The sequence below is a fragment of the Microbacterium sp. USHLN186 genome (genome assembly GCF_037145155.1).
Taxonomy (GTDB): domain Bacteria; phylum Actinomycetota; class Actinomycetes; order Actinomycetales; family Microbacteriaceae; genus Microbacterium.
Map to the genome: position 1 here is coordinate 307,580 of NZ_JBBCYA010000003.1, position 12,188 is coordinate 319,767.

Here is a 12,188-nt window from a genome sequence, read left to right on the forward strand (position 1 = left end):
TGTCCTAGTTGATCTAGTTGCACTAGAGTAATGCCAGGAGGTGGACATGCTCATCAGAATCGATCCCGACACTGCCCGGCCGCTGTTCGAGCAGATCGCGGCATCGGTGCGCGCCGACGTGCTCGCCGGCCGGCTGCGCCCCGGCGATCGCCTGCCGTCGGCGCGGGAGGTCGCGGATGCCGTCGACGTGAACGTGCACACCGCGCTGCGCGCCTACCAGGAACTGCGCAGCGAGGGCCTGATCGACCTGCGCCGCGGCAGGGGAGCGGTCGTCTCAGCGTCCGCCGCCCCGCTCGCCGGCCTCGCCGACGACATCCGCCAACTCGTCGATCGCGCCGGAGAGCTGGGCGTGAGCCCCACCACCCTCGCCGCCCTCATCAAGGAGATGAACTCATGAATACGCGTCCTCCCGCAGCGGCGACGACCGGCGACACCGCTCGCGACATCGCAGGCGACATCGCACGCGCCCGGCGCGCTCTGGCGCTGGTCGGCCTCGGCCTCCCGCTCCTGATCTCCGCAGTCGCCGCCGGGCTCATCGCGCTGTGGCTGCCCGAGCTGCCCGACCCGGCGGCGATCCACTGGAGCGCCGGCGGCGTCGACGGCTTCGGCCCGCCGGCGACCTTCCTGTGGATCGTCATCGGCCTGGGCTTCGGCCTGCCGGCGCTGCTGGCCGGCAGTGCCCTGCTGCTGGGCCGTGGGCAGTGGGGACCGACTGCGCGTTTCCTCGGCGCACTCGCCCTGGGCCTGTCGGGCTTCAGCGCTGTCACCGCGATCGGCTCCGCCTCGGTGCAACGCGGCCTGTCGAGCGCCGCGGACGCGGGTGATGTGCTGCCCGTGCTGCTGGGCGCGTTGGGCGCGCTGCTCGTGCTCAGCGCGGCGGGGTGGGTGCTGCAGCCGCACGTCGATCCACCCGCGACCACCGCCCTGCCGAGCGCTCCCATCGCCGCGATCGGAGCGAGTGAGCGAGTGGTCTGGCTGGCCACCGCGACCATGGCCCCCGCCGCCCTCGCCGTGCTCGGCGTGGCAGTCGTGCTGCTGATCGGAGTCACCGCGGTGCTGGCCCTGCAGGCGACGGAGATGCTGTGGATCCCGTTGCTCGTGCTCGTCATCGTGGGCGTCGCCGTCGCGGCCACCGCGTCGTTCCGTGTGCGCATCGCCGCCGACGGCGTGCGTGTGCGCTCGCAGCTGGGATTCCCGCGCCTGACCGTCCCGCTCGACGAGATCACCGGCGTCCGGGTCGTCGAGTGCCACCCGATGGGCGAGTTCGGCGGGTACGGCTGGCGCGTCGGAATGGACGGGCGCACGGGCATCGTGCTGCGCACAAGTCCGGCGCTCGAGATCGGTCGCCGCGGACGCGGCGCCCTGATCATCACCGTCGACGGCGCCGATGTCGGCGCCGCCACCCTGCAAGCGCTCCAGGGGCGCCGCATCGGAAGGAGTCGCCCATGAGAAGCCACATGCACGAGACCGGCGAGCGGATGCCGGAGCGGATGCCGCCCGTGCGCCTCACGGCGAGCGCCGCGTTCGTGGTGATCGCCTGCGGCCTGGCCTGGCTGGTCGCGCTGCCGCTGTGGCTGGGCGACGGGCTCGCCGAGCCGAGCACGGCCCTGCTGCTGCCGGTGATGATGTTCACGCCGGCGGTCGCGGTGCTGGTCGTCCTCTTCGCACTCCACCCGATCCCGCGCGGGCAGCGACTGCGCTTCCTGGGGATGTGGCCGCTGCGGCCCGCCCGGCGCGTGGTGTGGCTGTGCGTGCTGGGGCTGCTCGCTCCCCCGGTGCTCGTCTTCCTCGGAATGCTGGTCGCGTCGGCCTTCGGATGGATCTCCCTCGACCTGGTGCATCTCTCCGGCTTCGCCGAGCTGCTGCGGGCGAGCCTGCCCGCAGGCACCCCGCTTCCGCCGCCGTGGCTGGTCGTCGGCAGTCAGCTCATCGCGATGCCCCTCGCGGCCGCCACCATCAACGCCGTCGCCGCGTTCGGCGAGGAGCTCGGCTGGCGCGGCTTCCTCGTGCCGGCGCTGCGCCGCTACGGAACGTGGCCGGCGCTGATCATCAGCGGTGTCGTGTGGGGGCTCTGGCACGCGCCGATCATCCTGCTCGGCTACAACTTCGGCCGCCCGGATTTCACCGGCGTGCTCTTCATGGTCGGCGGCGCCCTCGCGTGGGGCATCCTGCTCGGCTGGCTGCGGCTGCGCTCGGCCTCGCTGTGGCCCGCGGTGTTCGCGCACGGCGCGCTCAACGCCGCGGCGGGCATGCTGGTGCTCTTCCACAGCGCCGGTACCCGCACCGACCCGGCGCTGTCGGGCCCGCTGGGCGTCGCGATGTGGATGCTCCTCGCCGTCGTCATCGTCGCCCTGCTGCTGACCGGGCAGTTCCGGCGGCAGCCCGCCCTGGCGCCCACACCCGGACGAACGGCCGCGTCAGCCGCCCCGCCGCCCGCAGCACCACCCGCCCCGCCCGCAGCACCACCCGCCCCGCCCGCAGGACCGCCGTCCGCGTCGGGCGCTTGACCAGGGCCGGCGAGCGGGCTTGGCTGGGCGCATGGTCGAATCCACGCCGGGCGCCTGGCGCGCCGCCGACGAGTACCTCGCCGACACGCTCGTCGGCTCTGACGTCCACCTCGAGCGCGCCCTGAGCGCGCAGCGGTCAGCCGGGATGCCCGAGATCGAGGTGTCACCCGTCGCCGGCAAGCTGCTGAACCTGCTGGTGCGCATCAGCGGCGCGCGGCGCGTGCTCGAGATCGGCACGCTGGGCGGCTACTCCACCATCTGGATGGCCCGTGCGGTCGGCGAGGGGGGACGCGTGGTCACGATCGAGGCCGAAGCCGCGCACGCCGCCATCGCCCGGGAGAGCATCGATGCGGCCGGCGTCGGCGATCGCGTGGACATCCGCGTGGGCCGCGGCGAGGACGTCCTGCCCACCCTGGTCGGTGGGTTCGACCTCGTCTTCATCGACGCCGACAAGGAATCCAACACGCTCTACCTCGACTGGGCGGCGAAGCTGGGGCACCCCGGAACGGTGATCGTGCTCGACAACGTCGGTCGCGACGGCGAGATCGTGAACGATGCGACGAGCGACACGAAGGTGCGCGGCACGCGGGAGGGACTGCGGATGCTGGGGGAGGACTCGCGCTTCGACGCCACTGCGCTGCAGACCGTGGGCGTCAAGGGCTGGGACGGCGTAGCGATCGCCGTGCTCGTCTGAGCCCCCGCGCTAGACTGACCGACGGATCGACGTCGCTCCACCACCACCCTTCCCTCCCTTTCGAAGGAGCACTTCTGTGGCACTGATCGAGGCTGTAGGCGCACGCGAGATTCTCGACTCGCGCGGAAACCCGACCGTCGAGGTGGAGGTGCTCCTCGACGACGGCATCGTGCAGCGCGCGGCCGTGCCGTCCGGTGCGTCCACCGGCGCCTTCGAGGCGTACGAGCTGCGCGACGGCGACAAGAGCCGCTACGGCGGGAAGGGCGTCCTGAAGGCGGTCGAAGCGGTCATCGACGAGCTCGGCCCCGCCATCGAGGGCATCGAGGCGAGCGAGCAGCGCGTCGTCGACGAGATCCTCAACGAGGTCGACGGCACCGACAACAAGAAGCGCGTCGGCGCGAACGCCATCCTCGGCGTCAGCCTCGCCGTGGCGAAGGCCGCCGCCGACTCGGCCGACCTGCCGCTGTTCCGCTACCTCGGCGGACCCAACGCGCACCTGCTGCCCGTCCCGCTGTTCAACGTCATCAACGGCGGCGAGCACGCCGACAACGGCATCGACATGCAGGAGTTCTTCCTCGCCCCGATCGGCGCCGACACCTACTCCGAGTCGCTGCGCTGGGGCGTCGAGACCTACCACGTGCTGCGCAGCGAGCTGAAGGCCGCCGGCTACGCCACGGGCCTCGGCGACGAGGGCGGCTTCGCCCCCGACCTGCCCAGCAACCGCGAGGGCCTCGAGTTCCTCATCAAGGCGATCGAGAAGGCCGGCTTCACGCCCGGCAAGGACATCGCCCTCGGCCTGGACGTGGCCGCCACCGAGTTCTTCAAGGACGGCGTGTACCGCCTCGACAACAAGGACTGGACCGGCCCCGAGCTGATCGAGTACTACCAGGGCCTGGTCGCCGACTTCCCGATCGTCACCATCGAGGACGCCCTCGCCGAGGACGACTGGGACAACTGGAAGCAGCTCACCGACGCGCTCGGCACCAAGGTGCAGCTGGTCGGCGACGACCTGTTCGTCACCAACCCCGAGCGTCTCGCCGACGGCATCCGCCGCGGTGTCGCGAACTCGCTGCTGGTCAAGGTCAACCAGATCGGCACGCTCACCGAGACGTTCGACGCCGTCAGCCTCGCGCAGCGCTCCGGCTACACCGCGATGCTCTCGCACCGCTCGGGCGAGACCGAGGACACCACGATCGCCGACCTCGCGGTGGCCACCAACGCGGGTCAGATCAAGACCGGTGCGCCGGCTCGCAGCGAGCGCGTCGCGAAGTACAATCAGCTTCTGCGCATCGAAGAGGAGCTGGGCGACGCCGCGGTGTTCGCCGGGGCATCCGCCTTCCCGCGCTTCCAGGCCTGAGCGCCGCGCACAGCGCGCGGACACACGACCCGCACACACGAAGGAGGGGGAGCATGGCGAAACGACCGGCTCCCCCTTCTTCGCCGTCCGGCTCCGAGACCGGGCGGGGCGGGGGCGGGCGTACCCGCGGCACTCGCACGGTCGACGCGCGGGAATGGGCAAGCGGCATCCGGCTCTCCAGCTTCGCCGTGATCATGCTCTCGCTGGTGGTGCTGGGCACCTGGGTGCTGGTGCCCACGATCGGCACGTATCTCGACCAGAAGCAGAAGATCGCCGCCCTGGAGCACTCGGTGCAGCTGACCCAGGACCAGATCGCGGAACTGGAGCGCGAACGCGATCGCTGGAACGACCCGGCCTACATCACCACGCAGGCGCGGGAGCGGCTGTACTACGTCAAGCCCGGCGAGGTCGTCTACCTCGTCGACTTCGACCTCGATCCCTCCGAGCTGCCGCCCGAGCAGCAGGAGGTCAGCAGCAAGCTCGAGGAGCGCCCCGCCGACTGGATGCCGCAGCTGCTGCGCGGCCTCACCTCGGCCGGTTTGGCGAAGAACGCCGTCGAAGGCGCCGCGCGGTAGGGCGCGAACCGCGTCTGCACTGGGGCGGCGCACAGTCACCCTCCCGTACCCTGGTGGGGTGACGAGACCCCCTTACGAGACGCCCACCGCAGCCGAGATCGCCGTGGTCTCGCAGCAGCTCGGCCGTGCGGCCCGCGGCGTCGTCGGCATCGCCGCCCGCTGCGCGTGCGGCAACCCGACAGTGGTCGCCACCGCGCCGCGTCTGGACGACGGGACGCCGTTCCCCACGTTCTACTACCTCACCCATCCTGCCGCGACCGTCGCGATGTCGACGCTCGAGGCCACGCAGGTGATGCCGGAGCTCGCCGGGATGCTCGAAGCGGATGCCGACGTCGCCGCCGCCTACTCGCGCGCGCATGAGGCGTACCTCGCCGATCGCGCCCAGTTCGGCGAGGTTCCCGAGATCGCCGGCATCTCGGCCGGCGGGATGCCCACCCGGGTGAAGTGCCTGCACGCCCTCGCCGGCCACGCCCTCGCGGCCGGTCCCGGTGTCAACCCGATCGGCGATCTCGCGCTGCAGCGCTCCACCTGGTCGCCGGAACGGTGCGCCTGCACCGACCCCGGTGCAGCGCTCGGGGACCGCGGGGAATGATCTGCCAGCGGATGCTGCGCTCGATCGCCGTGGGGACGGCGATCGCGGCATCCGTGCTCCTCGCCGCCGCACCCGCCGCCGCCGCCGCGACGACGCCCGCACCGGTGACGGCGCCGGATGCCACTCCGACCGCCGCATCGACGCCGACACCCACGCCGCCGCCCATCCCGGACGACCCGAAGGATCCCGCCCGCGCGCTGGAGTACTGGCTGGACGGCGCGAACATCCGTCAAGCCTGGGGCGTCACGCGCGGCAAGGGCGCGACCATCGCGGTGATCGACACCGGCATCGGCAAGCCACCGGTGACCTTCGACGGCGCGGTCATCGACGGCACCGACGTGTCGGGCGTCGGTAGCGCCGACGGGCGTACGCCGGTGGGCGTGCGCGACCCGAACCACGGGTCGTGGGTGGCGTCGCTGGCCGCCGGCCGCGGGAACCCCGACGGGACGGGCATGATCGGCGTGGCGCCCGAGGCGAAGCTGCTGTCGGTGTCGCTGGGCTTCCCCGGATCGGCGTCGACCGTCCCGTTCACCGAGCAGGTCGTCGAGGCGATGAAGTGGTCGGTCGATCACGGCGCCGACATCATCAACCTCTCGTTCACCACGAACACCCTCGACTGGGACCGCAGCTGGGACGAGGCCTTCCTGTACGCCTTCGAGCACGATGTCGTCGTGATCGTGGCGGCGGGCAACCGCGGCAGCGGCACGTCGATCGTCGGGGCCCCTGCCACGATCCCCGGAGTGCTCACCGTGGGGGGCGTCGATCAGACCGGTGTGGCCAGCCAGGGCGCGTCCACCCAGGGCATCACGATCGGCATCTCCGCGCCCAGCGAATCGCTGCTGGGCATGTCGGCCGACGGCACCCTGCGCGCGTGGGACGGCACCAGCGGTGCGGCGCCCATCGTCGCCGGGGCGGCGGCGCTGGTCCGCGCCGCGCACCCCGATCTCAATGCGGCGAACGTGATCAACCGGCTCATCCGCACGGCCGTGCCGGTGCCCGAGATGGCGCGCACGCCCGACCCGCTGTACGGCTTCGGGCTGCTGGATGCGAACGCCGCGGTGCGCGCGTCGCTGCCCCTCGTCGAGCGCAATCCGATGGGCGATCTGAAGGAATGGGTGCGGGTGTACCGCCGCGCCGACGCCCCCGAGCAGCCGCAGCCGCAGAGCACCACGACGCCGATCGCAGTGCCTCCGCTGCCCGCCGTCGACCCGCCCGCCGAGCCCGGTTCACCCCTTCTGCCGACGGCGGAATCGCTGCGGTACGGTACCCTGCCGCTGCTGGCGCTCACGGTGCCTGGTATCCTGGTAGCGCTTGGCGTCACCGCAGCTGCCCGGCGCATCCGATTGGAGCGCGGTCGACGCACTCCCACACCCTGACGACGAGGAGTTGTCCCCCTGTGCCTCAGAACAGCACTGCACCCCGCATTCTGATTGTCGGTGGAGGCTACGCAGGTTTCTACACCGCCTGGAAGCTCGAGAAGCACCTTCGCAAGGGCGAGGCCGAGGTCACGATGGTGGATCCGCTGCCGTACATGACGTACCAGCCCTTCCTCCCCGAGGTCGCCGCGAGCTCGATCGAGCCGCGGCACGCGGTCGTGGCCCACCGCCGCCACCTCAAGCGCACGCACGTGATCACCGCGAAGGTCACCGGCATCGACCACGCGAACAAGGTCGCCACCATCACCCCCGAGGTCGGCGACCCGTACGAGTTCTTCTACGACCAGATCGTCGTCACCGCCGGTGCGGTCTCGCGCACGTTCCCCATCCCCGGCATCGCAGACAACGCGATCGGGATGAAGACGATCGAAGAGGCCGTCGCCGTGCGCGACACGCTGCTGACCAACTTCGACAAGGCCGCGTCCATCCCGCCCGGCCCGGCGCGCGACCGTCTGCTGACCGTCGTGGTCGTCGGCGGTGGCTTCGCCGGCATCGAGGCGTTCGCCGAGCTGCGCTCGTTCGCCTCGGCCCTGCTGCCGAAGTACCCGCAGCTGCGGTTCGAGGACACCCACTTCCACCTCATCGAGGCGATGGGCCGGATCATGCCCGAGGTCTCGCTGAAGACCAGCGAGTGGGTGCTGAAGGACCTCGCCAAGCGCGGCGCTTACGTGCACCTCGACACGCAGGTGACCAGCGCCGTCGACGGCAACGTCGAGCTCTCCACCGGCGCCGTGATCCCGACCGACCTCATCGTCTGGACCGCCGGTGTGATGGCCAACCCCACCGTCGTGCGCGGCGGCGACCTGCCCGCCGAGGAGCGCGGCCGCATCCAGACCCGTGCGGACCTGCGCGTCGGCACCGCCGAGCAGCCCGTCGAGGGCGCCTGGGCGGCCGGCGACGTCTCCGCTGTCCCCGACCTGTCGGGCGGCGGCGTCGGCGGCTTCTGCGTCCCCAACGCCCAGCACGCGGTGCGTCAGGCGAAGCTGCTCGCGAAGAACCTCGTGGCCGTGCTGCGCGGTGAGGGCACCAAGGACTACTTCCACAAGAACCTGGGTGCTGTCGCCGGTCTGGGCCTCTACGACGGTGTGTTCCAGTCGGGCAACATCGCCATCAAGGGCTTCTTCGCCTGGGTCGCGCACCGTGGCTACCACGGTCTGGCCATGCCGACGTGGGAGCGCAAGTGGCGCGTGCTGTGGGGCTGGTGGAACAACCTGTGGCTCGGCCGCGACATCGTGAACCTCAAGGCCGTCGAGCACCCGCGTGAGGCGTTTGAGGAGTTCGCCGCGCGCCCGCGTCCGGCGGTCACCCCGGCCGCTGCGCCCACGACGCCGGCCGCGAAGGCCGACGCACCGAAGGCCGACGCGGAGAGGGCGGATGCCGGCAAGGCCGACGCCGCACGGCCGGCGGCGAAGGAGACCGTCCCGGTCGACGCCTGACCTGAAGCGTCCGAAGGGCCCGTGCGAGAGCGATCTCGCACGGGCCCTTCGCATGACCTCGTGCCCCCACCGGGATTCGAACCCGGACTGAAGCGTGTTTAAGACGCCTGCCTCTGCCGTTGGGCTATGGGGGCCCGCCGCTCAGCCTATCGACGCAGCCGCCCGATACGCTGCGGGGCGTGCGTGGCGTCGTATGGTGGGAGCGTGTCCGAGCCGACCACCCTGCACGACCCCGGCGCACCCCGAGCGGTGCGCAGCCAGCGCGTCCTCGCGCATTCGGACGCGGCATCATGACCCGTCCGGGCGGCACCTGGCAGAACTGGGGCCGCACGGCCGCGGTGCGTCCGCTGCGCGTGGAGCGACCGCGGTCGCCGGAGGGCGTGCAACGTGCCGTGCAGGCCGCCGCCGCGCACGGCCTCACCGTCAAGGCGGTGGGCGCCGGACACAGCTTCACCGGGATCGCCGTCGCCCCCGGTGTGCTGCTCGAGCTGGACGACCTGCAGGGGCTGGTCTCGGCCGACCCGCGGACGGGTCGGGTGACGCTTCTCGCCGGTACTCGGCTGCACCGCGTCCCGGCGCTGCTCAAGCCCTACGGACTCGCCATGCAGAACCTCGGCGACATCGACCGCCAGTCGATCAGCGGCGCCATCGCCACCGGGACGCACGGCACCGGCGCCGGTTTCGGCGGCATCGCCACCCAGGTGCGCGGGCTCACGCTCATCACCGGTGACGGGGAGTTCCTGCGCATCGACGAGCACCGCAACAGTGAGCTGCTGCCCGGCGCGATCATCAACCTGGGCGCGCTGGGCGTCGTGGTCGAAGTGACGCTGCAGTGCGTCCCGGCCTTCGTGCTCGCCGCCGTCGACGCCCCTGTCCCGCTGGACGAGACGATCGCGACGCTGCCCGAGCGGGTGGCGGATGCCGATCACTTCGAGTTCTACTGGCATCCGCACACCGATGTGGCGCTGACCAAGACGCAGACCCGGCTGCCGGAGTCCACCCGCCGCCATCCCCGCTCGCCACTTGCGCGCTGGACGGACGAGACGCTGCTCGGCAACGGTGTCTTCGGCGCGTTCTGCGCGGTCAGTCGGTTCGTGCCGACGCTGATCCCGCCGTTCAACCGACTCGCCATGCGGGCGACCGGCCACGGGGAGTACACGGATCTGTCGCATCGCGTGTTCACGCATCGTCGCGATGTGCGCTTCCGCGAGATGGAGTACGCCCTGCCCGTCGCGCAGCTCACTGCGGCGTTCGAGCAGCTGCGCCGGCTCATCCGCGACCGGGGATGGCGCGTCGAGTTCCCGATCGAGGTGCGCTTCGCGGCCGCGGACGAGCTCTGGCTGTCGACCGCGACCGGTCGCGACACCGCCTACATCGCCGTGCACCGGTACTGGCGGGTGAACCCGCGCGAGTACTTCGACGCCGTCGAGCAGATCATGCTGGCCCATGACGGGCGCCCGCACTGGGGCAAGCTGCACGGTCTGAGCGCCGACGAGCTGCGCGAGCGCTACCCCCGCTTCGATGACTTCCGAGCGCTGCGCGATCGGCTCGACCCCCAGCGGGTCTTCGGCAACCGGCATCTGGAGCGCATTCTCGGCGCATGACGGCGGCCTGTCGTCCAGGCGCTGCGCAGTCATCGCCGCATAGGATGGATGACGATCCAAGAGGGGGCTCCATGGAATGGCTGTGGCCGGTACTGATCGTCGTCGGGGTGCTCGTGCTCGCCGGCATCTATCTGTGGTCGACGTACAACTCGCTGGTGCAGCTGAACGTGCGCGTCGACGAGGCGTGGAGCGGGATCACCGTGCAGCTCAAGCGGCGAGCGGATCTGATCCCCAACCTCATCGAGACCGTGCGCGGTTACGCCGCGCACGAGAAGGAGGTCTTCGAGGGGGTCACCCGCGCGCGGGCGGAGACGCTGTCGGCGTCGGGCCCGGCAGAGGCGGGTGTGGCGGAGGGCCACCTGCAGCAGGCGCTGCGCAGCCTCTTCGCGGTGGCGGAGGCCTATCCGCAGCTGCAGGCCAGCCAGAACTACCTGCAGCTGCAGCACTCGCTGGTCGACACCGAGGACAAGATCCAGGCGGCGCGGCGCTTCTACAACGGCGGGGTGCGCGAGCTGAACACCAAGATCAAGGTGTTCCCGAACAATCTCTTCGCCCGTGGGCTGGGCTTCACCGAACGCGAGTTCTTCGAGGTCGCCGACGACGGCGCCATCTCCGAGCCGCCGCGCGTGCAGTTCTGAGCGCCGCCACTGCGGCGCAGATCACTGCCGCGGGTGCACGTGCCGTGCGACGGCGGCATCCGCGCCGCTGAGTGCACGAGCGACCGCGTCCGCCGCATCGCCCCAGCCCGACACGCTGACGCGCTCGAGGCCCTGCCAACCCGCGGCGCGGGCGAGCTCGGCGGCCAGGGGCGCCGCATCCGCATCCGGGTGCGCGTGCGGCTCCCACCACGCCGACTGCACGCGCAGCGTCGAGGTCGAGCGGTCGGCCTTGAGGTCCACCCGGCTCACGATGCGATCACCCACCAGCACCGGCAGCGAGTAGTAGCCGTAACGACGCCGGTCGGCGGGCACGTAGATCTCGATGCGGTAGTCGAAGTCGAAGACCCGCAGCGCGCGCTCGCGGAACCACACGAGCGGGTCGAACGGGGTCAGCAGCGCCGCGCGCTCGATGCGACGCGGCAGGGTCGCCGCCCGGTGACGCCACGCCGGCAGTGGCCGGTCGCCGCGCTGCCATCCGCGCACCACCACCGGCTCCAGCTCGCCGGCATCCACCAGCTGCTGCACGGCCTCCCGGACCGCGCTCTGGTCGCGCAGCCGGTAATAGTCGTTGAGGTCCGCGATCGTCGCCACGCCGTACGAGCGGGCGGCGCGGCGCACCAGCTCGCGCACCGCGTCGCCCCGATCGATCCGGTGTTCACGCACCGCCGCGGGGATCACCCGCTCGGCGAGGGCGTAGCGCCGCTCGAAACCGGCTCGACCGGCGATCGCCACCTCTCCGCAGCGCCAGAGGTGCTCGAGCGCGATCTTGGCCTCGTCCCAGTCCCACCAGGTGCCGCGCTCGCGGGGCGCGTCATCGCGCAGATCGGCCGGACGCACGATTCCGCGGTCGGCGAGCTCCGCGCGCACCCACGCCAGCGTGCGCGGGTGCGCGTGCATCCACGCCCCGGGACGTGCCGCCCGCGCGCGCCACTCGGCCATGCGGAAGCCCCACAGAGCCCAGTCCGCGACCGGCATGAAGGCGGCCTCGTGCGGCAGGTACTCCACGTAGTGCCGGGTGCGGGCGAGGAACATCCGATCCAGCAGCGCCGTGTCGTAAGGGCCCAGGCGGGAGAACATCGGCAGGTAGTGCGAGCGCGCGAACACGTTCACCGAGTCGATCTGCAGCACGCCCAGCCGCTGCATCGTCCGGTGCAGGTGCGCCGGGCCGACGGCATCCGGCTCACGACGTGACAGGCCCTGCGCGGCCAGCGTCATCCGGCGCGCCTCGGCGGCGCTGAGGGTCGGCACTCCTCGACTCGTCACTGCGCCAGGCTATCCGTCGCCGCCGACACCGAGAACTGCCGGCCGCGGCGGGATACGTAGAATTG

The 12,188-nt window shown here is 71.6% G+C and carries 12 protein-coding genes and 1 tRNA gene; 11 read left to right on the plus strand and 2 right to left on the minus strand.

Features of this window, described 5'->3' with window-relative positions; all coding sequences use genetic code 11:
• The first annotated feature begins 46 nt into the window (after nt 1-46).
• The 9 genes from WFG93_RS08855 to WFG93_RS08895 all read left to right on the plus strand — a co-directional run bounded on the left by WFG93_RS08855 (nt 47) and on the right by WFG93_RS08895 (nt 8,597).
• Nucleotides 47-397 carry a GntR family transcriptional regulator gene (locus WFG93_RS08855; RefSeq protein WP_336645964.1) on the plus strand — a complete coding sequence of 117 codons (351 nt, stop codon included), beginning with the start codon at nt 47-49 and terminating at the stop codon, nt 395-397.
• Entirely contained in the window at nt 394-1,449 is a 1,056-nt protein-coding gene (locus WFG93_RS08860) for a DUF1648 domain-containing protein (RefSeq protein WP_336645965.1), read from the plus strand. Before WFG93_RS08855 ends, WFG93_RS08860 begins: the two co-directional genes overlap by 4 nt.
• A complete protein-coding gene (locus WFG93_RS08865) occupies nt 1,446-2,507 on the plus strand; it encodes a CPBP family intramembrane glutamic endopeptidase (protein ID WP_336645966.1) in 1,062 nt (353 codons plus the stop codon). The genes WFG93_RS08860 and WFG93_RS08865 overlap by 4 nt, the downstream gene beginning before the upstream one ends.
• Before the next feature lie 31 nt (nt 2,508-2,538).
• Nucleotides 2,539-3,201 (plus strand): O-methyltransferase, encoded by a 663-nt coding sequence (locus tag WFG93_RS08870; RefSeq protein ID WP_336645967.1) that lies wholly within the window; start codon nt 2,539-2,541, stop codon nt 3,199-3,201.
• Between the two features lie 76 nt (nt 3,202-3,277).
• On the plus strand, nt 3,278-4,558 hold the full coding sequence (gene eno, locus WFG93_RS08875; protein WP_336645968.1) for a phosphopyruvate hydratase: 1,281 nt from the start codon (nt 3,278-3,280) through the stop codon (nt 4,556-4,558).
• Nucleotides 4,559-4,611: 53 nt separating this feature from the next.
• Nucleotides 4,612-5,133, plus strand: coding sequence for an FtsB family cell division protein (locus WFG93_RS08880; RefSeq protein ID WP_336645969.1), 522 nt, complete (start codon nt 4,612-4,614; stop codon nt 5,131-5,133).
• A gap of 58 nt (nt 5,134-5,191) precedes the next feature.
• Nucleotides 5,192-5,725, plus strand: a complete 534-nt coding sequence (locus WFG93_RS08885; RefSeq protein WP_336645970.1) for a DUF501 domain-containing protein — start codon at nt 5,192-5,194, stop codon at nt 5,723-5,725.
• Between the two features lie 11 nt (nt 5,726-5,736).
• The gene (locus WFG93_RS08890) at nt 5,737-7,101 is read left to right on the plus strand and encodes a S8 family serine peptidase (protein WP_336645971.1); all 1,365 of its coding nucleotides are present in this window, start codon (nt 5,737-5,739) and stop codon (nt 7,099-7,101) included.
• 20 nt (nt 7,102-7,121) lie between these two features.
• A complete protein-coding gene (locus WFG93_RS08895) occupies nt 7,122-8,597 on the plus strand; it encodes an NAD(P)/FAD-dependent oxidoreductase (RefSeq protein WP_336645972.1) in 1,476 nt (491 codons plus the stop codon).
• A 61-nt stretch (nt 8,598-8,658) separates the two neighbouring features.
• On the opposite strand, the gene WFG93_RS08900 is transcribed toward WFG93_RS08895, so the two are convergent.
• A tRNA-Leu gene (locus tag WFG93_RS08900) sits at nt 8,659-8,731 on the minus strand.
• Between the two features lie 156 nt (nt 8,732-8,887).
• On the opposite strand from WFG93_RS08900, the gene WFG93_RS08905 reads away from it, so the two are divergent.
• Both WFG93_RS08905 and WFG93_RS08910 read left to right on the plus strand, forming a co-directional pair.
• Complete coding sequence (locus WFG93_RS08905) at nt 8,888-10,201, plus strand: D-arabinono-1,4-lactone oxidase (protein ID WP_336645973.1); 1,314 nt, start codon at nt 8,888-8,890, stop codon at nt 10,199-10,201.
• Between the two features lie 71 nt (nt 10,202-10,272).
• On the plus strand, nt 10,273-10,839 hold the full coding sequence (locus WFG93_RS08910; protein WP_336645974.1) for a LemA family protein: 567 nt from the start codon (nt 10,273-10,275) through the stop codon (nt 10,837-10,839).
• A gap of 21 nt (nt 10,840-10,860) precedes the next feature.
• On the opposite strand, the gene WFG93_RS08915 is transcribed toward WFG93_RS08910, so the two are convergent.
• Nucleotides 10,861-12,123: a winged helix-turn-helix domain-containing protein gene (locus WFG93_RS08915; protein WP_336645975.1), complete on the minus strand. Its 1,263-nt coding sequence runs from the start codon at nt 12,121-12,123 to the stop codon at nt 10,861-10,863.
• Nucleotides 12,124-12,188: the final 65 nt, after the last annotated feature.

Excerpts from the sequence above, each read along its gene's own strand:
- WFG93_RS08855 (WP_336645964.1), top strand. The coding sequence starts at position 47 with ATGCTCATCAGAATCGATCCCGACACTGCCCGGCCGCTGTTCGAGCAG.
- WFG93_RS08860 (WP_336645965.1), top strand. The coding sequence starts at position 394 with ATGAATACGCGTCCTCCCGCAGCGGCGACGACCGGCGACACCGCTCGC.
- WFG93_RS08865 (WP_336645966.1), top strand. The coding sequence starts at position 1,446 with ATGAGAAGCCACATGCACGAGACCGGCGAGCGGATGCCGGAGCGGATG.
- WFG93_RS08870 (WP_336645967.1), top strand. The coding sequence starts at position 2,539 with ATGGTCGAATCCACGCCGGGCGCCTGGCGCGCCGCCGACGAGTACCTC.
- WFG93_RS08880 (WP_336645969.1), top strand. The coding sequence starts at position 4,612 with ATGGCGAAACGACCGGCTCCCCCTTCTTCGCCGTCCGGCTCCGAGACC.
- WFG93_RS08890 (WP_336645971.1), top strand. The coding sequence starts at position 5,737 with ATGCTGCGCTCGATCGCCGTGGGGACGGCGATCGCGGCATCCGTGCTC.
- WFG93_RS08905 (WP_336645973.1), top strand. The coding sequence starts at position 8,888 with ATGACCCGTCCGGGCGGCACCTGGCAGAACTGGGGCCGCACGGCCGCG.
- WFG93_RS08910 (WP_336645974.1), top strand. The coding sequence starts at position 10,273 with ATGGAATGGCTGTGGCCGGTACTGATCGTCGTCGGGGTGCTCGTGCTC.